This window comes from Roseovarius arcticus, assembly GCF_006125015.1.
Taxonomy (GTDB): domain Bacteria; phylum Pseudomonadota; class Alphaproteobacteria; order Rhodobacterales; family Rhodobacteraceae; genus Roseovarius; species Roseovarius arcticus.
The window spans coordinates 3,574,958-3,597,662 of record NZ_SZZN01000001.1; the positions used below are offsets into that span (position 1 = coordinate 3,574,958).

22 protein-coding genes are annotated in these 22,705 nt (G+C 59.6%); 17 read left to right on the plus strand and 5 right to left on the minus strand.

What is annotated here, in order from left to right; genetic code table 11:
• Positions 1–36 precede the first annotated feature (36 nt).
• The 15 genes from pncB to MK6180000_RS17145 all read left to right on the plus strand — a co-directional run bounded on the left by pncB (position 37) and on the right by MK6180000_RS17145 (position 14,919).
• Entirely contained in the window at positions 37–1,329 is a 1,293-nt protein-coding gene (gene pncB / locus MK6180000_RS17075; RefSeq protein ID WP_138935835.1) for a nicotinate phosphoribosyltransferase, read from the plus strand.
• A gap of 16 nt (positions 1,330–1,345) precedes the next feature.
• Positions 1,346–1,996, plus strand: a complete 651-nt coding sequence (locus tag MK6180000_RS17080) for a histidine phosphatase family protein (protein WP_138935836.1) — start codon at positions 1,346–1,348, stop codon at positions 1,994–1,996.
• Positions 1,997–2,014: 18 nt separating this feature from the next.
• Positions 2,015–2,629 (plus strand): glutathione S-transferase family protein, encoded by a 615-nt coding sequence (locus tag MK6180000_RS17085; RefSeq protein WP_138935837.1) that lies wholly within the window; start codon positions 2,015–2,017, stop codon positions 2,627–2,629.
• A 10-nt stretch (positions 2,630–2,639) separates the two neighbouring features.
• Positions 2,640–3,695: a saccharopine dehydrogenase gene (locus tag MK6180000_RS17090; RefSeq protein WP_138935838.1), complete on the plus strand. Its 1,056-nt coding sequence runs from the start codon at positions 2,640–2,642 to the stop codon at positions 3,693–3,695.
• On the plus strand, positions 3,692–4,837 hold the full coding sequence (locus MK6180000_RS17095; RefSeq protein WP_138935839.1) for a saccharopine dehydrogenase family protein: 1,146 nt from the start codon (positions 3,692–3,694) through the stop codon (positions 4,835–4,837). The genes MK6180000_RS17090 and MK6180000_RS17095 overlap by 4 nt, the downstream gene beginning before the upstream one ends.
• Before the next feature lie 82 nt (positions 4,838–4,919).
• The gene (gene mtgA / locus MK6180000_RS17100) at positions 4,920–5,624 is read left to right on the plus strand and encodes a monofunctional biosynthetic peptidoglycan transglycosylase (RefSeq protein WP_138935840.1); all 705 of its coding nucleotides are present in this window, start codon (positions 4,920–4,922) and stop codon (positions 5,622–5,624) included.
• A 58-nt stretch (positions 5,625–5,682) separates the two neighbouring features.
• Positions 5,683–6,348, plus strand: a complete 666-nt coding sequence (gene fzlA, locus MK6180000_RS17105) for an FtsZ-binding protein FzlA (RefSeq protein WP_138935841.1) — start codon at positions 5,683–5,685, stop codon at positions 6,346–6,348.
• A 38-nt stretch (positions 6,349–6,386) separates the two neighbouring features.
• Positions 6,387–7,442 carry a tRNA epoxyqueuosine(34) reductase QueG gene (queG, locus tag MK6180000_RS17110; protein ID WP_138935842.1) on the plus strand — a complete coding sequence of 352 codons (1,056 nt, stop codon included), beginning with the start codon at positions 6,387–6,389 and terminating at the stop codon, positions 7,440–7,442.
• A 49-nt stretch (positions 7,443–7,491) separates the two neighbouring features.
• Entirely contained in the window at positions 7,492–9,495 is a 2,004-nt protein-coding gene (locus MK6180000_RS17115; RefSeq protein ID WP_138935843.1) for a hydantoinase/oxoprolinase N-terminal domain-containing protein, read from the plus strand.
• Positions 9,496–9,564: 69 nt separating this feature from the next.
• Positions 9,565–10,758 carry a glycine C-acetyltransferase gene (locus MK6180000_RS17120; RefSeq protein ID WP_138935844.1) on the plus strand — a complete coding sequence of 398 codons (1,194 nt, stop codon included), beginning with the start codon at positions 9,565–9,567 and terminating at the stop codon, positions 10,756–10,758.
• An 11-nt stretch (positions 10,759–10,769) separates the two neighbouring features.
• Entirely contained in the window at positions 10,770–11,801 is a 1,032-nt protein-coding gene (gene tdh / locus MK6180000_RS17125) for an L-threonine 3-dehydrogenase (RefSeq protein ID WP_212751952.1), read from the plus strand.
• Positions 11,798–12,607: an isocitrate lyase/PEP mutase family protein gene (locus MK6180000_RS17130; RefSeq protein ID WP_138935846.1), complete on the plus strand. Its 810-nt coding sequence runs from the start codon at positions 11,798–11,800 to the stop codon at positions 12,605–12,607. Before tdh ends, MK6180000_RS17130 begins: the two co-directional genes overlap by 4 nt.
• Before the next feature lie 364 nt (positions 12,608–12,971).
• Positions 12,972–13,421 (plus strand): peptide-methionine (R)-S-oxide reductase MsrB, encoded by a 450-nt coding sequence (gene msrB / locus MK6180000_RS17135; protein WP_138935847.1) that lies wholly within the window; start codon positions 12,972–12,974, stop codon positions 13,419–13,421.
• Positions 13,418–13,915, plus strand: a complete 498-nt coding sequence (gene msrA / locus MK6180000_RS17140) for a peptide-methionine (S)-S-oxide reductase MsrA (RefSeq protein ID WP_138935848.1) — start codon at positions 13,418–13,420, stop codon at positions 13,913–13,915. The genes msrB and msrA overlap by 4 nt, the downstream gene beginning before the upstream one ends.
• Positions 13,916–13,995: 80 nt before the next feature.
• On the plus strand, positions 13,996–14,919 hold the full coding sequence (locus MK6180000_RS17145) for a DMT family transporter (RefSeq protein ID WP_138935849.1): 924 nt from the start codon (positions 13,996–13,998) through the stop codon (positions 14,917–14,919).
• Between the two features lie 3 nt (positions 14,920–14,922).
• Here MK6180000_RS17145 and MK6180000_RS17150 read toward each other — a convergent pair whose 3' ends face one another.
• From MK6180000_RS17150 to MK6180000_RS17170, 5 genes are all read right to left on the minus strand, one after another.
• Positions 14,923–16,248: an NAD(P)/FAD-dependent oxidoreductase gene (locus tag MK6180000_RS17150; RefSeq protein ID WP_138935850.1), complete on the minus strand. Its 1,326-nt coding sequence runs from the start codon at positions 16,246–16,248 to the stop codon at positions 14,923–14,925.
• A complete protein-coding gene (locus MK6180000_RS17155) occupies positions 16,245–17,057 on the minus strand; it encodes an ABC transporter permease (protein ID WP_138935851.1) in 813 nt (270 codons plus the stop codon). The genes MK6180000_RS17150 and MK6180000_RS17155 overlap by 4 nt, the downstream gene beginning before the upstream one ends.
• Positions 17,054–17,944 (minus strand): ABC transporter permease subunit, encoded by an 891-nt coding sequence (locus tag MK6180000_RS17160; protein WP_138935852.1) that lies wholly within the window; start codon positions 17,942–17,944, stop codon positions 17,054–17,056. The genes MK6180000_RS17155 and MK6180000_RS17160 overlap by 4 nt, the downstream gene beginning before the upstream one ends.
• A gap of 3 nt (positions 17,945–17,947) precedes the next feature.
• Positions 17,948–19,069, minus strand: coding sequence for an ABC transporter ATP-binding protein (locus MK6180000_RS17165; protein ID WP_138935853.1), 1,122 nt, complete (start codon positions 19,067–19,069; stop codon positions 17,948–17,950).
• 67 nt (positions 19,070–19,136) lie between these two features.
• The gene (locus MK6180000_RS17170; protein ID WP_138935854.1) at positions 19,137–20,222 is read right to left on the minus strand and encodes a polyamine ABC transporter substrate-binding protein; all 1,086 of its coding nucleotides are present in this window, start codon (positions 20,220–20,222) and stop codon (positions 19,137–19,139) included.
• Positions 20,223–20,369: 147 nt separating this feature from the next.
• Here MK6180000_RS17170 and MK6180000_RS17175 point away from each other — a divergent pair, with 147 nt between their 5' ends.
• Both MK6180000_RS17175 and MK6180000_RS17180 read left to right on the plus strand, forming a co-directional pair.
• Entirely contained in the window at positions 20,370–21,074 is a 705-nt protein-coding gene (locus MK6180000_RS17175; protein WP_138935855.1) for a GntR family transcriptional regulator, read from the plus strand.
• Between the two features lie 71 nt (positions 21,075–21,145).
• Positions 21,146–22,540 carry an aspartate aminotransferase family protein gene (locus tag MK6180000_RS17180; RefSeq protein WP_138935856.1) on the plus strand — a complete coding sequence of 465 codons (1,395 nt, stop codon included), beginning with the start codon at positions 21,146–21,148 and terminating at the stop codon, positions 22,538–22,540.
• Positions 22,541–22,705 lie beyond the last annotated feature (165 nt).

Consider the following 22,705-nt stretch of genomic DNA (forward strand, 5'->3'; position numbering starts at 1 on the left):
GCTTTAACCATGCCAACCTATTCCCCGGAGCCTGACATGGTCGATATCGCCTCGCGCGTCCACAATCACAAATGGAAGATCGACCCCATCGTGCGGTCGCTGATCGATACCGACTTTTACAAGCTGTTGATGTGCCAGTCCGTATTTCGCAACAATCCGGACACTCAGGTCACGTTCAGCCTGATCAACCGGGCCACGCATATCCCGCTTGCCGATCTGGTGGATGAGGGCGAATTGCGCGAGCAGCTGGATTACATCCGCTCGCTTTCGCTGTCGCGCGGTGAAAGCACGTGGATGCGCGGCAATATGTTCTACGGCAAGCGGCAAATGTTTACCCCCGAATTCATGGATTGGTTCGATAAATTGCGGCTTCCGCCCTACCATCTGGAGCGGGTTGGCGACCAATACGAGCTGACGTTCGAGGGCTCGTGGCCCGAAGTTATGCTGTGGGAAATTCCCGCGCTTGCCGTGATAATGGAGCTGCGCTCCCGCTCGGTCCTGCACCGGATGGAGAAGTTTGAACTGCAAGTTCTCTATGCTCGCGCGATGACCAAACTGTGGGAAAAGGTCGAGACACTGCGCAACATTCCCGATCTGCGCATTGCCGATTTCGGCACGCGTCGCCGTCATTCATTCCTATGGCAGGATTGGTGTGTGCGTGCGATGCACGAGGGGCTGGGCGAGAAATTCGTTGGCACGTCGAACTGCCTTATCGCCAAGAACCGCGATCTGGAGGCGATCGGCACCAACGCACATGAGTTGCCCATGGTTTACGCCGCGCTGGCCGAGGATGACGAAGCGCTGGCGCGCGCGCCCTATGATGTTCTTAGCGACTGGCACGAAGAACATGAGGGAAATCTGCGCATCATCTTGCCCGACACCTACGGCACCCAAGGGTTTCTGGACAAAGCTCCTGATTGGCTGACCCGGTGGACCGGCATTCGCGTCGATTCGGGCGACCCGGCCAAGGCGGCGGACATGGCGATAGAGTGGTGGACTGCGCGCGGCGAGGACCCGGCAAAGAAACTGATCATCTTCTCCGATGGTCTAGACGAGGCCAAGATTGCCCAGCTTCACACTCAATTCTCTGGACGGGTGCGGGTGTCATTCGGCTGGGGCACTTACCTGACCAATGACTTTCGCGGGCTGGTGCCTGAGGACGCTCTTGCGCCCTTTTCGCTGGTTTGTAAGCCAGTGGCAGCCAATGGGCGGCCCACGGTCAAGCTGTCGGACAACCCGAAGAAAGCGATGGGCCCGGCCGACCAGATCGCGCGGTACAAACGCGTCTTTGGCGTCGGCGATCAGGATGCGGTCGAGGTCGAGGTTTGATTTTGGCGGACCGCGCATGACAGAGATCATTCTTGTCCGCCATGGGCAGGCCAACTCGAACGCTACCGATGAGGCGGGCTATGATCGCCTGTCTGATTTGGGGCGCCGCCAGGCTGGTTGGTTGGGTGAATGGCTGGCCTTGACCGACCCGCATTTCGACCGCATCGTTACTGGCACGCTGACACGCCAGCGCCAGACAGCCACCGCGATGGGATATACCGCAACGGGCGAGGATGCGCGCCTGAATGAGCTAACGTATTTTGATCTGGCACACGCTATGGAGGCGCAGCATGGCATCAAAGCGCCTGACGCCGCGCATGATTTTGCCCGGTATCTGCCGGATGTGATTGGCCGCTGGTCCGAAGACAAGCTGACGGGCGTGCCCGAAACATTTGGCAGCTTTAACACCCGCATCATCACCATGATTGATGAGATTTCTGCGCAGCATGGCCGCAGCCTTCTGGTCACGTCTGGCGGTGTAATTGGGATAGTAATGCGGCATGTCTTAGGGCTCGACACGGATTCGATGACGCGCATGATGCTGCGCACACACAACAGCTCGGTCCACCGGCTGCGTCACATTCACGGGCAGTTGGTGCTGGACAGCTTCAATGCGACGCCGCACCTTGACGCTGCTGACCGGGCGCATGCCCGTACTTTTATTTGATCTGGCAGGAGCCTCGCCATGAAACTCTACTACGCCCCCGGTACCGTATCCGTCGCGGTTGCCATCGCCCTACACGAGGCTGGGTTGGACTTTGACACACATAAGCTCAGCTTTGCGGACGCCGAACAGACCAAGCCGGAATATCATAGCGTCAATCCTAAGGGCCGCGTGCCCGCGCTGGACACCGGAGATGGCGTTGTGACGGAAACGGGCGCGATCCTTGACTACATCGCTGCAATTGCGCCGGATGCGGGCCTGATGCCTGATGCGCCGATTGACGCCGCACGGGTGCGGTCGGTCATCCAGTACCTTGCCAGTACAATGCAGGTAAACCACGCGCACGGCCCGCGCGCCTCGCGCTGGGCAATGGAGGAGGCGTCGCAAGCCGATATGCGCGCTCAAGTTCCCAAGACCATGACCGCCAGTGCGGCCTTTGTCGAAGAGCATTGCCTGACAGGCCCATTCGTGATGGGCGACCGCGTCACGATTGCGGATGCGCACCTATTCATCATGTGTACATGGCTAAAAGGCGACCGCGTCGAAGTTTCGGCGTTTCCGCGCATCATCGCGTTTCTGGACGCGATGGAGGCGCGCGAGTCGGTCAAGGCGGTACGCGCCGCCGGTATGCTGTAGGAGCGCCGCAATGACACATCTGTGGGTCCGCGCCGAGCAGCGCCCGAATGAAGAACGCGTCGGCCTGACACCCGAGGGCGCGGCGGATCTGATCGGCGCCGGAATGAAAGTCACGGTCGAGCAGAGCGATCAGCGCGCCATTCCGCTGGACGGCTATCGAAGCGCAGGATGCGATATCGCCCCCTCTGCCAGCTGGCCTGATGCGCCCGAGGATGCCATCATTTTTGGCCTCAAGGAATTGCCCGACGATGGCACGCCTCTACCGCATCGCCACATCATGTTCGGCCACGCGTTCAAGGGGCAGCACTCCGGACGCGCCTTGCTACAGCGATTTCAGGCTGGGGGCGGCACGCTATTTGATCTGGAGTATCTGGTGGATGAGGATGGCCGCCGCGTCGCTGCCTTTGGCTATTGGGCCGGGTATGCGGGCGCGGCTGTCACGCTAAAATCTTGGGCGGCTCAGCAGCGCGGCGGCATTTGCCCGGCTGTCGGCACCTATCCGGGCAAGGACGCGCTGCTAGCCGATTTGGCCCGTGATTTGGACGGGCTGGGCCTGCCATCGGCGATTATCATCGGTGCGCTGGGCCGTGTCGGCACCGGGGCCGCTGACCTTTGCACTGCGATGGGGCTGGCCCCCACCCTCTGGGATCAGGCCGAGACTGAAGGCGGCGGGCCATTCCCCGAAATTCTCAGCCATGACATGTTTCTCAATTGCATCTTTGCCCGTCCCGGTACGCCAGTGTTCGTGCCGCGCAGCGCGCTGGACGCGGCCCGCGATTTGACCGTGATCGGCGATGTCGCGTGTGATCCAGATAGTGACTATAATCCCGTGCCAGTCTATGACGCCGCTACCGACTGGGCCGCGCCTGCACGCAGGGTTCACGATGCGCCCCCTATGGACGTGATGGCGATCGACAATCTGCCCTCGCTTCTGCCAGTGGAATCGTCGCAGGACTTTGCTGCCCTCCTCTTGCCCTCCCTGCGCGGTCTGGGCAATCTGGACGGGGGCGTCTGGGGACGGGCGCGCACGACATTTGATACTGCCATGAAAGGCCTCGAAACATGACGATACATTGGTGCGGCACCGGCCTTTCGGCCATTCCCGGTCTTAGGCGGCTGATTGAGGCGGGCCACGAAGTCACGGTCTGGAACCGTAGCCTCGATAAGGCCAAAAATGCGGTTGGGGACATCACGCAGCGTATTCAGGCGTTCGACATGGACGCGCTGACCGCCGAGGTGCAGGCAGGTGACCTGGTCGTCTCTATGCTGCCGGGCGAGTGGCACGTTCCAGTAGCCGAGATGTGCCTCGCTAAGGGCGCACATTTCGCCAGCTCGTCCTACATATCGCCAGAGATGCGGGCATTACATGCCCGCGCCGAGGCCGCGAACCTTTGCTTCGTCAATGAGATCGGCCTTGATCCTGGCATCGATCACCTGATGGCCCATGCCCTGATCGCCGACTACCGCGACAGTGGTACGGTTCAGGCTGAGAACGATCTGACATTCATCTCTTATTGCGGTGGCATCCCCAAGCACCCCAATGCGTTTCGCTATAAATTCAGCTGGTCGCCTCTTGGGGTGCTGAAGGCGCTGCGGTCACCCTCCCGCTCGATCAAGGATCATGCGGAACTGAACGTTGATCGCCCGTGGAATGCGATCAGCAGTTATTCTGCACCCCTGCCCACGCCCGAGACGTTTGAGGTCTATCCAAACCGCGATAGCGTTCCATTCATTCAAGATTACGGCTTTGACCCCGATTGGCGGGTCAAAGAGTTCGTGCGCGGCACCTTGCGGTTGAATGGCTGGACGGATGCGTGGGCAGATGTCTTTGCCGAGGTCGAGACGCTCAAGGGCCCCGAAGGGGATGCGCGTCTGCGCGAGATGTCCGATACTTTTTGGGCCGAACATGCCTATGACGAAGGCGAGCCTGATCGCGTTCTGATGTGCGTATCGCTGATGGCAGAGCGGGATGGTGCGCCGGTTTGGCACAAAACTTTTGTGATGGACGCATGGGGCGACGGGCGCGGTACGGCAATGGCGCGGCTGGTGTCTATCCCACTTTCGCTGATGATCGAATCGGTGCTGGCAGGCGAAATTCCCGCTGGCGTTAGCCCTGCGCCCAGCGATCCTGCGCTGGTCGAACGCTACCTTGGCGAGGTCAATAAGTTGGCGCAGCACCTGCAAGTCGTCAACCACATGGCAGGGTAGGACGCTGCCGGGCTTCATATTGCTCTAAATAGTCATATCGCGCGGCCTGCCACATCAGGCCGCGCGCCATTTAAGGGGCGCTATGCCGCGCAAATCGACCAAACTGCCAGCCGCTTCGCTGTTTCGCCGTCTGGGGACGTGGGCGATCTGGGCGCTTGCGACAGGCGCGCTTTGCGTTTGCCTTGCGGCACTTGCGCACCGGACCCTCGCCCCCGGTCCGACATTTTACATGAAGCAGGAGGCCCGCCGTCTGGGCCAGATCGCCCATGACTGGACGCCCATAGCAGCGATTGCGCCCGTAATGGCCCGGTCCGCCGTCGCGGCCGAGGATGCGGATTTTTGTAATCACTGGGGCTTTGACATGCGCGCCATCCGCCAAGTGCTGGAGCGCGGTGGCGCACGCGGGGCGTCAACCATAAGCCAGCAGACGGTCAAAAACGTTTATCTGTGGCAAGGCCGCTCGTGGTTGCGCAAGGCGCTGGAGGCCCTGATGACGCCCGTGGTTGAGGCCGTATGGTCCAAACAGCGTATCATCGAAGTCTATCTGAACATCGCCGAATTTGACGAGGGAATTTTCGGCGTCGGTGCCGCCGCGCGACACTACTTTGGCGTCAATGCGAGTGAGCTAACCGCGCAGCAGGCTGCGCGACTGGCTGCTGTGTTGCCTGATCCCAAGGATCGCTCGGCCAGCAAGCCATCAAGCTGGCTGCGAAAACATGCCGCTGGTATCATGGACGGCGCGGCCACGATCCGCCGGGATGGACGCGCCGCGTGTTTCGAGGATTGAAAACCTTTGCCTGAGCAGGCATTGAAGGGCACCCACCGCAACAAAGGTTTGCCGCGTCATGGCCAAGCTCTATCACGTTCCACTATCGCCGTTTTGCCGCAAGGTCCGTCTCAGCCTGGCTGAGAAGAAGATTGAGTGCGAGCTGATCGAAGAGCGGTATTGGGAAGAGAACCCTGATTTTCATCGTCGTAATCCCGCGCGCAAGGTTCCGGTCCTGCGGATCGATGGGCGCATCATGCCCGAAAGCGCGGCGATCTGCGAATACCTTGAGGAAAAGCATCCCGAACCGCCTTTGATGCCCCGCAGCGCAGAAGGCCGCTATGAGGTGCGCCGCATTGTGACTTGGTTTGATGACAAGTTTCACCACGAAGTCACGTCCAAGCTTCTTTATGAGCGCGTGAACAAGAAAATGATGGGCAAGGGATTTCCCGACAGCGGCAATGTCAAATCTGGTGCCAAGGCGATCAAGTATCACTTGGATTATATGGCCTTCCTGCTGGATCATCGCCGCTGGCTGGCGGGCGACGTAATGACGCTTGCCGATTTTGCGGCTGCGGCCCATCTCAGCTCGCTTGATTATATCTCGGATGTGGATTGGAATCGCAGCGAGGCGGTCAAGGATTGGTACGCCAAGATCAAGTCCCGTCCGGCCTTTCGCAGCATTCTGGCTGATCAGGTTTCGGGCTTTCCGCCGCCTAAACACTATTCGAACCTCGATTTTTGATACCAGATGCCCAACAGGTATCTCGCCCGCGAAGCAACATGAACGCGCTAAAGGAAAAGCTGGTCGCGCAGGCCCATGCTGAGGGATTTGAACTAGCGCGGATTTGCCGCCCTTCGGATGTGCCGCAGGTGCCCGATCGCCTTGCCGAGTTTCTGGCCGAGGGGCATCACGGGCAGATGGGGTGGCTGGCCGAACGTAGCCATTGGCGCGGCGATCCGGCGGCCCTGTGGCCCGAAGCGCGGTCGGTCATCATGCTGGGCGAGATCTACACGCCGCAGCATGATCCGCTGGAGGTGCTGCGCTATCCCGACAAGGGTGCGATCAGCGTTTATGCGCAGAACAAGGACTATCATGATCTGGTCAAGAAGCGGCTGAAACGATTGGCACGGTGGTTGATTGCGCAGACCTCCGACGAGACGAGCGTAAAGGTTTTCGTCGATACCGCCCCTGTGCCAGAGAAGCCGCTAGGCGAGGCGGCGGGCCTTGGATGGCAAGGCAAGCACACCAATCTGGTCAGCCGCGATATGGGCAGCTGGTTCTTCATCGGGTCAATCTTTACAACGCTAGAATTCGAAACTGATCCAGCGGAAAAGGACCATTGCGGCAGTTGCCGCGCGTGTCTGGACATCTGCCCGACGGATGCCTTTCCCGCGCCCTATCAGCTGGATGCGCGGCGCTGCATCTCTTACCTAACAATTGAGCATGACGGGCCGGTCGACGTTGAACTGCGTAGCCTGATGGGGAACCGCATCTACGGCTGCGACGACTGTCTGGCCGTTTGTCCGTGGAACAAGTTTGCGCAGGAAGCACGAGAGGTCCGGTATCACGCGCGGCCTGATCTGGTTGCGCCGCCGCTGGCCGAATTGGCGCAGCTTGACGATGCCGCCTTTCGCGAGAAATTCTCCGGTAGCCCGATCAAGCGGATCGGACGGGACCGTTTTTTGCGCAACGTCCTTTATGCCATCGGCAATTCTGGGCAGGCATCGCTGATGGATGCCGCGCGCCAGCATGTCGGCGCGCCGGACGCGACGGTTGCCGACGCCGCATGCTGGGCCGTAGAGCGCTTGCAAGATGCCGCAAAAGGGATGGAATAGCCGCCAGATCCGGCATATCCCAATAGGTGCGTCAGGCAGGAGAAATGATATGGCGATCTTGTTGGGCGTCGATACGGGCGGGACTTATACGGATGCGGTGTTGATCCGCGACGAGGCCGAAGTGATCGCCAGCGCGAAGGCGCTGACCACCCGGCATGATCTGGCCATCGGTATTGGCGAGGCTGTGGCGAACGTGCTGGCCTCCAGCGGCACTGCGCCAGAGCAAATCGCGCTCGCGTCGCTATCGACCACCCTTGCGACGAACGCGTTGGTCGAGGGGCAAGGTGGGCGCGCTGGTCTGATCTACATCGGTTTTCGAGAGCAGGATCTGGATGGTCAGGGCCTGCGCGCTGCGCTGGGCGGGGATCCGGCGCTGATCCTGTCGGGCGGGCATAATCATGCCGGATATGAGGCGCGCCCGCTGGACCGCGCTGCGCTAGAGGATTGGCTAAGCGTGGATCGCGGCATTTCCGCTTTTGCTGTCGCGTCGCAATTCGCCACGCGCAACCCCGAGCATGAGCTGGAGGTCGCGCGCATCATCGGACAGATTACAGGGCGGCCTGTGTCCTGTTCCCATCATCTATCGGCCAAGCTGAATGGGCCAAAACGGGCGTTGACCGCGCTATTGAATGCGCGGCTGATTGGAATGATTGCGCGCCTGATCGAAAAGGCCGAGGGCAAGCTGACAGATTTGGGCATAACCGCACCCCTGATGGTGGTGCGCGGCGACGGGGCACTGATCAGCGCAAAGCAGGCGCAAGAGCGCCCTATAGAGACTATTTTAAGCGGGCCTGCTGCGTCTATTGTGGGCGCGCGTTGGCTGACGGGTGCGGATACGGCGCTGGTGTCTGATATCGGCGGTACGACCACTGATGTCGCTGTCCTGCGAGGTGGCAAGCCGATGATCGACCCGGCAGGCGCGCAAGTAGGTCCGTGGCGCACGATGGTCGAAGCGGTGGGGATGCGCACGACCGGCCTTGGCGGTGATAGCGAGGTGCATGTGCAGGACGGCGGTTTGACGGGCGGCGTTATGCTGGGTCCTCGCCGCGTGCTGCCCGTCTGCCTGATCGCGCAGGAGGCACCCGAGATTGTTCATCGGACGCTGGACGCCCAGTTGCGCGCTACTGCCCCCGGCGAACATGACGCCAGCTTTGTGCGCGCTGTGCCGGGGATTGAGGCGGGCGGTTTGCAGGATCGCGACGCAGAGCTATTGCAGCGCATCGTGGATGGCGGCGTGCAGCCTGTCGGCTCGGTACTACGCACGCGGCTAGAGGGTCAGGCGCTGCGCCGCTTGGTTGGTCGTGGATTGATACAGGTTTCGGGGGTAACGCCGTCGGATGCCAGCCACGTCCTTGGGGCTACGTCCAATTGGGATGCAAGTGCGGCGCAAAAGGCGATGGCCCTCCTGGCCCGCAAGCGTATCGGATCTGGCAACATGCTGGCAGATAACGCCGTAGAAATGGCTCAGATGATTGTGGACCAACTTACGCACCAGACCGTATTGGTCATATTAGAGACTGCTTTTGCCGAAGAGGCCGATCAGTTCGGCCTGCCGCCCGATCAGCTGGCGCGCCACGTGCTGACGCGGCGCGGCCTTGACCGGCATCAGGGTTTGATGCGGTTGGATATCGGCTTGAACGTCCCTGTGGTCGGGCTTGGCGCATCGGCCGGTACATATTATCCTGCGGTCGGTGCCCGTCTGGGATGCCAGATGATCCTGCCGGAACATGCGGGCGTCGCAAACGCAATCGGTGCCGTCGTAGGGCGTGTGACCATCAGGCGCAGTGGCACTGTCACCAGCCCTTCCGAGGGACTTTTTCGTGTGCATCTGGAAACGGGACCGGAGGATCATGGCGAAGCGGGCACTGCGCTGGATGCGCTTCAGTCTGCGTTAGAGGCCGCTGCCCGCAGCGATGCCATTGCCGCTGGGGCCGTGGATATTCAGATTACTGCAGTGCGCGACCTGCGTACCGCGCAAGCCGAGGCGCGGCAGGTATTCTTGGAGGGCGAGATCACCGTCGAGGCATCGGGCAGACCCCGCATCGCGACGTGACGACATGCATGTTCCGGCGCGTTGGAATGCGCTAGGCTCGTCCATAATCCGAAAAAGAAGGGTATGGACATGAACGCTTCCAAGGAATTCAACGCCGATATTTCTGCCCGGCTGGAAGGGCTAAGGGACGAAGGTCTCTACAAGACCGAGCGCGTCATCACTTCGCCGCAGGCTGGCCGCGTCTCGCTGGAGGGCGGCGCAGAGGTAATCAACCTTTGTGCCAATAATTATCTTGGGCTGGCGGATAATGCGCAGATTATTGAGGCGGCCCAGGGGGCGCTGGATCGCTACGGCTTTGGCATGGCATCCGTGCGATTCATCTGCGGCACAGGCGAAGAGCACAAGGCGCTGGAGGCACGCATCGCAGCGTTTCTGGGGACGGAGGATTGCATCCTTTATCCCAGCTGCTTCGACGCTAACGCTGGGCTATTCGAGACTATTCTAGGTTCTGAGGATGCTATCATCAGTGACGCGCTTAACCATGCCAGCATCATCGACGGCGTGCGCCTGTGCAAGGCTCAGCGATACCGCTACGCCAACAGCGACATGGACGATCTGGAGCGTTGCCTCAAAGAGGCGCAGGGCGCGCGCCATCGGTTGATCGCCACAGACGGCGTATTTTCAATGGATGGCTATTACGCCAAACTGGACCAGATTTGCGATCTGGCTGACAAATATGATGCGCTGGTGATGGTCGACGACTGCCACGCCACCGGCTTTGTCGGCGCGACTGGACGCGGCAGTATCGAGCATTGCGGCGTGATGGGCCGGGTCGATATCCTGACTGGTACGCTGGGCAAGGCGCTGGGCGGCGCGTCGGGCGGCTATACCGCAGCGTCCGCATCTGTAGTCGATTGGCTGCGCCAACGCTCGCGCCCGTACCTTTTTTCCAATTCGCTGGCGCCAGTGATCGCCGCCGCCTCGCTCAAGATGTTTGATCTGGTTGAGGACGGCGATGACCTGCGCGCACAGCTTTGGGATAATGCCGCACATTTTCGCACACGCATGACCGAGTTGGGGTTTGAATTGCTGCCGGGTGAACATGCGATCATCCCGGTTATGCTACGTGATCCCAAGTTGGCGCAGCAGATGGCAGCCAAACTGGGCGAGCATGGGGTATACGTCACCGCCTTCAGCTTCCCTGTCGTGCCAAAGGACAAAGACCGTATCCGCACGCAGATGAGCGCTGGACTGACCCGCGAAATGCTGGACGAGGCGATCAACGCATTTGAAGTTGTCGGGCGCGACCTGGGGGTGATCTGATGGAAAATCGCATGAAGGCGCTGGTCAAGTCACGTCCTGAGCCGGGCCTCTGGATGAAGTACGTTCCGGTGCCCGAAGCAGGGCCGAAGGACGTTCTGATCAAGGTCCGTAAATCCGCGATATGCGGCACTGATGTGCATATTTGGAAGTGGGACGAGTTCAGCGCCAAGACAGTGCCGGTTCCCATGGTCGTCGGCCATGAGTTCGTCGGGGAGGTCGCCGATACCGGCGCCGCCGCAACCCGTTACAAGATCGGGCAGCGTGTGTCGGGCGAGGGGCATATTGTCTGCGGCACCTGCCGCAATTGCCGCGCCGGGCGTGGACAGCTTTGCCGGAATACCAAGGGCGTCGGTGTTAATCGGCCCGGTAGTTTCGCCGAATATGTCTGCATTCCCGAGATGAATGTGATCCCAATTCCCGAGGATGTACCGGACGAGATCGCGGCCATCTTTGATCCGTTCGGCAACGCGGTGCACACAGCGCTTAGCTTTGATCTTGTCGGTGAGGACGTCCTTGTCACAGGCGCCGGGCCGATCGGCATCATGGGGGCGCTGGTCGCGCAAAAGGTCGGCGCGCGCAAAGTCGTGATTACTGATATCAACCCTTACCGTCTGGATCTGGCGCGCAAGATGGGCGTGCAGCACGTCGTCGACGTCTCTAAGGAGCACCTTAGTGACGTGATGGACCGCATTGGAATGTATGAAGGGTTCGATGTGGGCCTCGAGATGTCGGGTGCGGCTGCCGCCATGCAGCAGATGATCAGCCGCATGAATAATGGCGGCAAGATCGCGCTGCTGGGAATCGCCCCAACCGAATTTGCGGTCGACTGGAACACCATCATATTTAAGATGCTGCACGTCAAAGGTATCTATGGCCGTGAAATGTTTGAGACATGGTACAAGATGATCGCGCTGGTGCAGAGCGGCTTGGACGTGTCTGGTCTGATCACACACCGTATCGGTATTGATGACTTTGAGGCGGGGTTTGCCGCGATGATATCTGGCAACTCAGGCAAGGTAGTGATGGATTGGGATGCGGCATGACTGATATCGGAACGAAATTTCGTGCGCTGCATCGCAAGGGTGATCCGTTCTTGCTCGTCAATGCATGGGACAGGGGATCGGCGCGTATGATGCAGGCGCTCGGCGCGGCCGCGATTGCCACAACGTCGGCTGGCCATGCGTTCAGCATGGGCCGCGTCGATGGCGGAACTCTGACGCGTGACGAGGCGCTGGCGCATGCGCAGGACATCGTTTCCGCTGTAACAGTGCCTGTTTCAGGCGATTTCGAGAACGGATTTGGCGACGCGCCCGAAACGGTCGCCCAGACCATACGGCTGGCATATGAGGCTGGTTTGGCAGGCTGCTCGATCGAGGATACGGCCCTGCCGGATTTCACCGCATACGGCTTTGATCTGGCGGTAGAGCGTATTCGCGCCGCTGCCAGCGCCGCTCGTGCGCTACCCGGTGATTTCGTTCTAGTCGCGCGGGCGGATGGTGTGATGCTGGGCCAATATGACACCGACGAGGCGATCCTACGCATTCAGGCCTTCGAGGCCGCTGGCGCGGATTGCGTCTACGTGCCTGTGCCGCCGGATGCGAAGTCACTGAGACGAATTATAGACAGCGTGTCGGTGCCTGTGAATGTGCTGGCATCTGGCAGTTACGCCAATACGCTGCGCGCGGAGGTCGCCCAAATGGGCGCGGCGCGTATTTCTGTCGGTGGCGCATTGGCGCGCGTCGCCTATGGCGCGGCGATTTCCACGGCCAAAGACATGCTTGGTGGTGATTTCTCGGGGCTAGCACGCGGCGCCGCCGAGGAAGAGATCGAAAACCTACTGACAAAGTGAGAACGGCGAGCCTGCGGTTCAAAAAGACGCCCAAGCCGGGGGCAAAAAGCTGCCCAGCCACGTAAGTGCCGCGACAATCGGGGGCGGTGTCGTCGGGTGTTAGATCCTCTGTCATCTGGAAAAGTTCGGCTGGAAGGATGCGTTAATGTATCCGGCTGAGGTGCTATGCGCGGCAAGCCATGTTCCCGGCGGGGTCAAAATGAGAGGCTAGGTTCCTGTGGCGGCCGCCGATCTTCGGGGGTTTGAGCCTAGGAAAATGCCGCGCTGGTATCAAGCTGCAGTGAAGCATGTGAAATATCAGTTGGCTTTTGGCGCAGCACGCCCATTTATGCCTGCAAGAGCTAACAAAAGATAGGAGCCTGCCATGACCCGATTCAGCAAAGATCCAGATGCCATCGCACGCCTCACGCCCGAAGAGTACCACGTGACCCAACAAAGCGGCACAGAGCGGCCCGGTACTGGCAAGTATTTGGGCAACAAAGAGGTGGGTATCTACGTCGATATCGTTTCAGGCGAGCCGCTGTTCGCATCATCGGACAAATACGAGAGCGGATGCGGCTGGCCTAGCTTCACCAAGCCGATTGAGCCTGCGCATGTCGCTGAGTTGCATGACGACACACTTGGGATGGCCCGCGTCGAGGTCCGTAGCAAGCATGGCGACAGCCACCTCGGCCACGTCTTTCGCGATGGACCACGCGACCGGGGCGGGCTGCGCTATTGCATCAATTCGGCGTCGCTGCGTTTCGTGCCCAAAGGCGAAATGGATGCAGAAGGCTACGGCGAATATTTGGACCAAGTGGAGGATGTGGCATGAGCGAAGAGCGCGCAGTTCTAGCCGGCGGATGTTTCTGGGGGATGGAGGATCTGATCCGTAAGCGCGATGGGGTCCTGTCCACCCGCGTTGGATATACCGGCGGTGATGTGCCCAATGCGACGTACCGCGATCATGGCACGCATGCCGAGGCAATCGAGATTACGTTTGACCCTGCAAAGATCAGCTATCGCGAGATCCTTGAGCTGTTTTTTCAGATCCATGATCCGACTACATTGAACCGGCAGGGCAATGATGTGGGACTCGGTTATCGCTCCGCCATTTACTACGTCAATGACGCGCAGAAACTGGAAGCGCGCAGTACAATCAAGGATGTCGAGGCCAGTGGCAATTGGCCGGGCAAGGTCGTGACGGAGGTAGAGCCCGTGGGCGATTTCTGGCAAGCTGAGCCTGAGCATCAAGATTACCTGGAGCGTGTACCGAACGGATATACCTGCCATTTCCCGCGCGCAGACTGGGTTCTGCCGCGCAGCTAGGCGGGCGCTAAACTAGGTTGCGGTCCGGCCCTTGACCTTGGGCTGGACCGGGCGCATGGAGGCGGCAAAGGAGCCATGCCATGCAGCCGGTCAAGGCGATTTCGCTAAAATTATGCGCGGTCATTCTCTTCATCATCATGTCGTCGCTAATCAAGGCGGCATCCGACGACGTCCCGCCGGGTGAGGCGGTCTTTTTTCGCTCGTTTTTCGCCGTTCCGGTGACGATTGTCTGGCTGGTGATGCTGGGCCAGCTATCGACTGGCCTGCGCGTCAAGTCGATTTGGGGTCATCTGCGCCGGGGTGTTGCGGGTACGGTCGCGATGGCATTGATGTTTGCAGGACTGGCCTTGCTGCCGCTGCCTGAGGTGACCGCGCTGGGTTATACATCCTCCCTGCTCATCGTCATTTTCGCCGCGGTTTTTTTAGGTGAAAAGGTGGGCTTCTTCCGCATCAGCGCCGTCTGCGCCGGATTGATTGGCGTTCTGATCATTCTCGCGCCAAAGCTAAGCGTTTTTGGCGGTGCGCCGGTCGAGACGTCTCAGATAATTGGCGCGGTTGTGGTTCTGATCGGCGCGACCTGCGCCGCCATTGCGCAGATCACCATTCGCAAACTGGTCCAGACCGAGCATCCGGCAGCCATAGCGTTCTATTTTTCGGTCACGGCGACGGTTCTGTCGGCTTTGACATTTCCGTTTGGCTGGGTGCTGCCAACTGGCTGGCTTGTGATACAGTTGGTGCTGGCAGGTGTGCTGGGCGGGGCCGCTCAAATATTCCTGACGCTGTCCTATCGCTATGCAGATGCCAGTATAGTGGCGCCTTTTGACTATGCCTCAATGCTGTTCGCGCTGGGCATCGGCTATTTTATATTCGATGAGGCGCCGACCGGGCCGATGCTGGTCGGGGCTGGAATGATCGCTGCTGCAGGCATCGCAATCATCTTGCGCGAACATCATTTGGGCCTCAAGCGGGGCCGCGCCCGCGCGCTGCGCACGCCGCAGGGCTAACACTTAGGCCCCAGTCGCCCACATCGCCGCATAGACCGGCCAAAACCACGCACGCCGGAATCGGCCCAACGGCCAGTGCTTGGGGGGTGTTTGCATAACCTTTGGGTAGCAACGGCGCGGCGCACGGTCCTGCGCCAAATCTGCCAGCAGTGCGCCGGCATAAGTCCCCATAGCCACCCCGTTGCCGTGATAAGATATGGCGGTGAACGCGCCGGGCATGGTGTCTATTGGCCCTGCATATGGGGTCAGATCACGCGAGATGCTGAGCAGGCCATGCCAGCTATGCGGCGTCTCGACATGCTGCCACGCGGGGAACATCGTCTCAAAATGCTGGCGGATATTGGCGTGCATTCGTTCGTCTGCCCAAGGCGCGCTAAAGAGGCCACCGCGCATGCCGAACAGCATCCTGTTGTTCGGCATCAGGCGGAAGTAGTGCAGGAAAAAGCGGTCGTCATAGCAGGCCTGCCGACTGGTCCAGCCTTGGGCGGCAAGCTCGGCGTCGGTCATCTCGCGGGTAACCAGCACGTTTGATTGCGTGGGCAGGTAGCGGCCCTTCATCCAAGCGGGCAGATCGTCCGAGCTGTAGCCGTTGGTTGCCACGATCAGGCGGCGGGCCTGCACGCGGGCCTCCGGAGTTTGCAGGTTAAAGCTGGCCCCTTGGTCAATGCGCTGAACAGGGCTGTGCGCGCGAATACGAACGCCAGCGGCACGGGCGGCATCGGCCAGCCCCTGAATGTATTTCATCGGGTTCAGGGCAAATCCTATGGGCGTGCTCATCGCGCCATGAAACGGCCCTGTCATGCCGTTTTGTGCCTGCTTTTCGGCCGGAATGATTGCGGGTGTGACGCCATAGTCCCGCTCAATCTCTTGGGCGCGCGCGTCAAAGCCGTCGAACGCGGCAGGTGTATGCGCCATTACCGTCTCGCCATTTGAGTGGCGATCGACCTGCATCCCATGCCCTTCTATCAGGTCCGCTGCCAGTTCAACGGCGCGGCGCTCGGCCGTGCGAAAATCGCGTCGCGCGTCCTCGCCGTACATTCGCGTCAGCGCCTTGTCCGAGGCGGCCGATCCGCCAAGGCAGCAAAAGCCGCCATTGCGCCCAGATGCGCCCCATCCGACATCCTGCGCCTCCAGTACAATCACGTCCGCGCCGTCCTGGGCCAGATGCAGCGCCGCCGACAGCCCGGTAAAGCCTGCACCGATGATTGCCACATCTGCCGTCAGCGTGCCGCGCGCCCGCGGATTCGCCTCGCCTTCCATTGTCGTGGGCCAGTAGCAGGCAGCGCGCGGTGCCTCGCCATAGGCGTGATCGGGATAGATGCGCCTCATGTGCCTGCTGCGCGCTCGTCTGCTTGGCGCTTGAGGCTGCTGCGCTTGCTGATCAGTGATGCGGTAATGACGCCAACCGCGACAACCGAGATCATCAGGGTCGACAGGGCGTTAATCTCGGGGCTGAGGCCGAGGCGGATCGATGACCAGATCTTGATAGGCAGTGTGGTCGACGAAGGTCCAGCTGTGAAGCTCGCGATTACCAGATCATCGAGGCTGAGCGTGAAGGCCAAGAGCCAGCCGGAGATGACTGCAGGCGCAATGATCGGAAGTGTGACCAAAAGGAACGCCTGTAGTTGCGAACAGCCCAGATCCAGTGCTGCCTCCTCTAGCGATTGGTCAAAAGTGACGAGGCGCGAGGATACCACGACCGATACGTAGCACATCGAAAACGTCGTGTGTGCCAGCACGATGGTCACGATTCCCCTGTCGACGTTCATCCCAATGAACAGCAGCAACAGCGACAGGCCGGTGATGACCTCGGGCATGACAAGGGGGGCATATATCATACCCGAAAACAGCGTCCGGCCCGAAAAGCGCCCGGCACGCACCAGCACCAGCGCGGCCATCGTTCCCAGCACTGTGGCAATGGACGATGATATAACCGCCACCTTGATCGTGACCCAAGCCGCGTCTAGAAACGCCTCGTTCTGTAGCAATTCGCCATACCAGCGGGTGGAGAATCCTGCCCAGACCGTCACCAGCTTGCTGTCGTTGAAGCTGTAGATGATGAGGATCACCATCGGCAGGTAAAGAAAGGCAAAGCCCAGCGTGAGGGAAGTGGCGTTAAACCATGTGACGCGTCTCATCCTTCGGCCTCCCGCTGCTTCTGCTCGTTGCGTTGGAACAAGATGATGGGGATGATTAGGATCAGCAGAAGGATGACAGCCACGGCGCTAGCCACTGGCCAGTCACGGTTGTTAAAGAACTCCTCCCAGAGGACCTTGCCGATCATCAGCGTCCGCGAGCCGCCCAGTAGCGACGGGATCACAAATTCTCCGATCGTGGGGATGAAGACTAGGAAACAGCCCGCGATGATGCCGTTTTTTGACAGCGGAAACGTGACCAGCCAGAACGCAGTTATGCGGCTGCACCCCAGATCTTCGGCGGCCTCCAGCAGGGACGCGTCCATCCGCTCCAGCGCTGCATAGATCGGCAGGATCATGAATGGCAGGTAGGTATAGACGATGCCGATATAGACGGCGACGTTGGTATTCAGGATCGTCAAAGGCTCGGAAATCAGGCCAAGGGACAGCAGAAGCTGGTTCAGATACCCCTCGTTCGAGAGGATTCCGACCCACGAATAGACCCTAATAAGGAAGCTGGTCCAAAATGGCAGGATCACCAGCATCATCAGCGTCGGGCGCCAGTGATCGGGTGCGCTGGCCATGCCGTAGGCGATCGGATAGGCGACAATCAGCGTGAGAAGAGTGGCGACGAAGGCGATTTTCAAGGACGATAGATAGGCCTTCCAATAAAGGTCATCGGTCGTCAGGAATTCAAAATTCTCAAAGTCGAGATTGCCGAAGAACTCCTTGATCCCTGCCCAGCCGCCACCTAGGTCAAGCGTCGGCGTGTAGGGCGGTATCGCAAGTGCAATGTCACTGAGGCTGATTTTTAGCACGATCAGGAACGGGACGAGGAAAAGCGCCACGAGCCACAGATACGGGACAGCGATCAAAAAAATGCGGCGCATATCCTATCCCTCCAGCAGAACGCCGGCAGAATCGGTCCAGCTCAGCCAGACGGTATCCTCCCAGCTGAAACTGCGGCGTGACAGGCGGCGGGTATTGGCCGTCTGCGCCTTGACCATCTGGCCGGTCTCAAGCTTGACGTGGTAGGTCGACAAATTGCCCAGATAGGCGATATCGAGGATCGTACCCTTTAGCGCGTTGGCCGCGTCGGGTTTGTCCGCCGTGATCGTCACCTTTTCTGGGCGGATCGCCAGATGGACGGCCTGCCCATTCTGAAACTGCTTTTCCGACTCGGCGTGCAGGACAGGCTGTCCCTCCGCAAACGCGATGTCGTAGCCGTTGCCCCTCTTGGTCGCGCGGCCCTCAATGATGGTTACGTCACCGATGAAATCGGCGACATAAACCGAACTTGGCACTTCATAGATGTTGGCGGGTGTATCCGCCTGCATGATTTTGCCATCGTCCATCACGGCGACGCGGGTCGCGACGGTCATCGCCTCTTCTTGGTCGTGGGTCACGATAACGAAAGTTGTGCCCGTCTTTTCTTGAATATCCACCAGCTCGAACTGTGTGTCCTGCCGCAGCTTGGCGTCCAGTGCGCCAAGCGGTTCGTCCAGAAGCAGCAGCTTGGGCGCCTTGGCGAGGCTGCGGGCAAGGGCGACACGCTGGCGTTGGCCGCCTGATATCTGGTGGGGTTTACGCTGAGCGAATTTTTCCAACCGGACCAGTTTCAGCATCTGCTCCACGCGCTCAGCGATCTGGTCCTTGGGCATCTTGTCGCGTTTGAGGCCAAAGGCGATGTTGTCATAGACCGAGAGGTGCGGGAACAGCGCGTAGGACTGAAACATCATGTTTACCGCCCGCTTGTTCGGGGGGATCGGGGCCAGATCAACACCGTCCAGAATGATGCTGCCCTCGGTTACCTTTTCGAACCCGGCCAACATCCGCATCAGCGTAGTTTTGCCGCAGCCCGATGGCCCGAGTAGCGCAAAAAACTCGCGCTCGTAGATATCGAAGGTCTGGTTGTCGATGGCGGTAAATTCGCCAAAACGCTTGGTGACATTCTTGAACTGGATCAGCGGTTTGGCCGCTGGGTCGTTCCACGGCTCGAAAACGGTCTGGCTCATCATAGCTCCCGGTCGGGGGTGTCAAAAAAGCCCGCGCAAACCATGTTGCGCGGGCTGTGGTCTGGTTTTAGGTACCGGACTTAATCTTGGTCCAGAGGCGCGTGACAACACGCTGAACCTTTGGCTCAAAGGGCGTGGTGGTGAACAGGTTCTCCAACGTTTCCTCATCTGGATAGATCGCCGGATCGCCGATCACGTCCTCGACCAAAAACTCTTGGCTCGCCTTGTTGCCGTTGGCATAATAAACATAGTTCGATGCGGTGGCGGCGTTCTGGGCGTCCATGATGAAGTTCAGGAACTTGTGCGCACCGTCGGGGTTCGGCGCGTCCACTGGGATCGCCATTTGGTCAAACCACATCTGCGCACCTTCCTTGGCGGCGTGATACGCGATCTCGACGCCGTTGTCGGCCTCAGCGGCGCGGTCGCGCGCTTGCAGGATGTCACCGGACCAGCCGATTGCGACGCAGATATCACCATTTGCCAGCGCGTTGATATACTCGCTAGAGTGGAATTTGGCGATATAGGGGCGAATTGCCATCAGGACGGGCTCGACCTTTTCGATGACTTCGGGGTCGTGGCTGTCGGGATCCTCGCCAATAAACTTCAATGCCATCGGGATCATCTCGGCAGGGGCGTCCAGCATATGCACGCCGCACGCGGCCAGCTTTTCCATATTCTCAGGCTTAAAGATCAGGTCGAGCGATCCGACAGGCGCATCCTCGCCCAGCGCCTCTTTGACCTTGCCCAGGTTCACGCCAATGCCGGTCGTGCCCCACATGTAGTTAATTGAATACGCGTTTTCTGGGTCATACTGCTCGGTGCGCTCTTTGATCAGGTCCCACATGTTAGCTGCGTTGGGCAGCTTGTCCATGTCCAGTTTTTGAAAGGCGCCTGCGGTGATCTGGCGTTGCAGGAAAGTGCCCGATGGGACGACGACGTCATAGCCCGATCCGCCGGCCAGCATCTTTGTCTCTAGAACTTCGTTACTGTCAAAGACGTCATAGGTCAGGTCGATGCCGGTTTCTGTCTCAAATTTTTCCAGCAGCGATTCATCAATATAATCGGACCAGTTGTAGACGCGCACCTCTTCGGCGGTGGCGGTGGTCGCCATCAGCGCAAAGGCGGCTGTGGTGGTCAGAATGGTATTTCTCATTATCTTCTCCCGTTGGACTCGGTGATCAGTGTCACCGCTATCGCGAATTTGATCAAGTTTTTCCTCACCTAGCAATATGGTAATGTTTCCATGGGGCGGGTAAACTCGCAATATTGGACACCCTAAACCCCCGGAGTGCCGCGTGCTATGCCGCAACTTGCCCAAAAATTCAGCACAATCGACACGGCGATGCCCGCACATGCGCAAGTTTATCTGCGGCTGCGCGATATGATCTTGTATGGCGATTTGACGCCGGGACAGGCTGTCACGATCCAGGGCCTAACCGCACAACTCAGCGCCGGTATGACTCCGGTGCGCGAGGCGATCCGAAGGTTGATTTCACAAGGTGCCCTGGAGTTTCAGGGCAATCGCCGGGTCAGTGTGCCGCAGTTGGATGCAGACGACATCAGCGAAATCATTGTTGCGCGCGAATGGCTTGACCCGCATCTGGCGCGGCAAGCCATAGCACGTGCAACGGATGCAGATATCGCAGCGCTCACGCATCTGGATGGTGCGCTCGACGGCGCAATTATGAAGGGCGATCTGCGCGCGTATCTGCACCTGAACCATCAGTTCCACCTCTACCTTTATCGCTTGGCTGCGTCGCCGATTCTGGCCGATCTTGCGGCGGGTCTCTGGCTGCGGTTCGGCCCATCGATGCGGGTCCTGTGCGGGCGTTTGGGCACGCAGAATCTGCCGGACAATCACAAGGAACTGTTGACCGCGATGCGAGCGAACGATCCAGACGCAGCCGCTGCAGCCATCGCAGCAGATGTGCGCCAAGGCATGGACCAACTTCGCGCCTCCCTTGATGAAGCGGCCCAAGCCAGCGATTCGATTGACAAAGCATAATTTGATCATATTCTATCCGGCATAGCGCCAAGCGCCGCCCCACCGCACCCAAACCTACGAAAGGCCAGCCCATGAACATGATCGCCAACCATCCGCCTACAGCCGACCTTCAGGCGCTGGACGCCGCTCACCACATGCACCCTTTCACAGATAATTCCGAGCTGGCGAAAAAAGGCGTGCGCGTCATTGCCCGCGCCAATGGCGTGACCCTGACCGACACGGATGGTAATGATTATCTCGATGCCATGGCGGGCCTGTGGTGCGTCAACATTGGCTATGGCCGCCCCGAAATGGCCGAGGCCGCAGCGCGCCAGATGCGCGAGCTGCCGTACTACAACACTTTTTTCCAGACGACCCACGTGCCTGCCATCGCGCTGTCGTCCAAACTGGCCGAGCTGGCGCCGCGCGATCTTAACCACGTATTCTTTGCCGGATCTGGATCCGAGGCGAATGACACCAACATTCGTATGGTCCGCACCTATTGGGCGCAAAAGGGCAAGCCGGAAAAGACCGTCATCATCAGCCGCAAGAATGCATATCATGGATCGTCAATGGGCAGCGGTAGCCTTGGTGGCATGACATTTATGCACGAACAGGGCGGTCTGCCGATCCCTGATATCTGCCACATCGACCAGCCGCATTGGTGGCAAGAGGGCGGCGATATGTCCCCCGAAGAGTTCGGGCTGGAGCGCGCGCGCCAACTTGAGAAGAAGATCGAAGAACTGGGCGAGAACCGCGTCGCCGCCTTTATCGCCGAGCCTATTCAGGGTGCGGGCGGCGTTGTTATCCCGCCCAGCACATACTGGCCAGAAATTCAGCGTATTTGCGATGCGCACGACATCTTGCTGATCGCCGATGAAGTGATCTGCGGATTTGGCCGTACCGGCAGCTGGTTTGGCTCAGAGACGTTGGGCATCCGTCCGCATATCATGACGATCGCCAAGGGTCTTAGCAGTGGCTATGCGCCTATCGGCGGCTCGATCGTGTGCGACGAGGTGGCCGATGTCATCAACAATTGCGAATTCGCGCATGGTTACACGTATTCGGGCCACCCCATGACTTGCGCCGTCGCGCTCGAAAATCTGCGCATCCTACAGGAAGAGGGCATCGTCGACCGCGTTGCTGACCACTCCGCTGCATATCTGGCAAAGAAGTGGGGCACATTGGCCGATCACCCACTGGTGGGTGAGGCGACGACCATCGGTATGATGGGGTCCATCGTGCTGACGCCTGATGCGTCCAGCCGCGCCGCCTTTGCCGGCACCGAGGGCGATGTGGGTCTTATCACCCGTGAACATTGCTTCAAAAACGGTCTGGTGATGCGCCATGTTGGCGACCGCATGATTATCTCGCCCCCGTTGGTTATCACGGACGGCGAGATGGACACGCTGGTCGAGCGTGCATGGAAGGCGCTGGATCTGGCGCACAAGCAGCTGAAAGACGAAGGCAAGATGAAGGCGGCCTAAAACGGCGTTCAACGGTATCCGGTGCGGGCGCGGCCATTGGCTGCGCCCGTTTTCGTTCTGCGTGGGCGTTGAGGCATTCGTGACCAGCTCGGCGAGTCATCCCTTCTGCAATACCGCCGCCCTCATGCGACCCATTTCCTGCACAAAGCGGGCTTTGCTATTTCG

Bases quoted from the DNA above. Each gene is read 5' to 3' on its own strand.
- pncB (WP_138935835.1), top strand. From the start codon at position 37: ATGGTCGATATCGCCTCGCGCGTCCACAATCACAAATGGAAGATCGAC.
- MK6180000_RS17080 (WP_138935836.1), top strand. From the start codon at position 1,346: ATGACAGAGATCATTCTTGTCCGCCATGGGCAGGCCAACTCGAACGCT.
- MK6180000_RS17085 (WP_138935837.1), top strand. From the start codon at position 2,015: ATGAAACTCTACTACGCCCCCGGTACCGTATCCGTCGCGGTTGCCATC.
- MK6180000_RS17090 (WP_138935838.1), top strand. From the start codon at position 2,640: ATGACACATCTGTGGGTCCGCGCCGAGCAGCGCCCGAATGAAGAACGC.
- MK6180000_RS17095 (WP_138935839.1), top strand. From the start codon at position 3,692: ATGACGATACATTGGTGCGGCACCGGCCTTTCGGCCATTCCCGGTCTT.
- mtgA (WP_138935840.1), top strand. From the start codon at position 4,920: ATGCCGCGCAAATCGACCAAACTGCCAGCCGCTTCGCTGTTTCGCCGT.
- fzlA (WP_138935841.1), top strand. From the start codon at position 5,683: ATGGCCAAGCTCTATCACGTTCCACTATCGCCGTTTTGCCGCAAGGTC.
- queG (WP_138935842.1), top strand. From the start codon at position 6,387: ATGAACGCGCTAAAGGAAAAGCTGGTCGCGCAGGCCCATGCTGAGGGA.
- MK6180000_RS17115 (WP_138935843.1), top strand. From the start codon at position 7,492: ATGGCGATCTTGTTGGGCGTCGATACGGGCGGGACTTATACGGATGCG.
- MK6180000_RS17120 (WP_138935844.1), top strand. From the start codon at position 9,565: ATGAACGCTTCCAAGGAATTCAACGCCGATATTTCTGCCCGGCTGGAA.
- tdh (WP_212751952.1), top strand. From the start codon at position 10,770: ATGAAGGCGCTGGTCAAGTCACGTCCTGAGCCGGGCCTCTGGATGAAG.
- MK6180000_RS17130 (WP_138935846.1), top strand. From the start codon at position 11,798: ATGACTGATATCGGAACGAAATTTCGTGCGCTGCATCGCAAGGGTGAT.
- msrB (WP_138935847.1), top strand. From the start codon at position 12,972: ATGACCCGATTCAGCAAAGATCCAGATGCCATCGCACGCCTCACGCCC.
- msrA (WP_138935848.1), top strand. From the start codon at position 13,418: ATGAGCGAAGAGCGCGCAGTTCTAGCCGGCGGATGTTTCTGGGGGATG.
- MK6180000_RS17145 (WP_138935849.1), top strand. From the start codon at position 13,996: ATGCAGCCGGTCAAGGCGATTTCGCTAAAATTATGCGCGGTCATTCTC.
- MK6180000_RS17150 (WP_138935850.1), bottom strand. From the start codon at position 16,248: ATGAGGCGCATCTATCCCGATCACGCCTATGGCGAGGCACCGCGCGCT.
- MK6180000_RS17155 (WP_138935851.1), bottom strand. From the start codon at position 17,057: ATGAGACGCGTCACATGGTTTAACGCCACTTCCCTCACGCTGGGCTTT.
- MK6180000_RS17160 (WP_138935852.1), bottom strand. From the start codon at position 17,944: ATGCGCCGCATTTTTTTGATCGCTGTCCCGTATCTGTGGCTCGTGGCG.
- MK6180000_RS17165 (WP_138935853.1), bottom strand. From the start codon at position 19,069: ATGAGCCAGACCGTTTTCGAGCCGTGGAACGACCCAGCGGCCAAACCG.
- MK6180000_RS17170 (WP_138935854.1), bottom strand. From the start codon at position 20,222: ATGAGAAATACCATTCTGACCACCACAGCCGCCTTTGCGCTGATGGCG.
- MK6180000_RS17175 (WP_138935855.1), top strand. From the start codon at position 20,370: ATGCCGCAACTTGCCCAAAAATTCAGCACAATCGACACGGCGATGCCC.
- MK6180000_RS17180 (WP_138935856.1), top strand. From the start codon at position 21,146: ATGAACATGATCGCCAACCATCCGCCTACAGCCGACCTTCAGGCGCTG.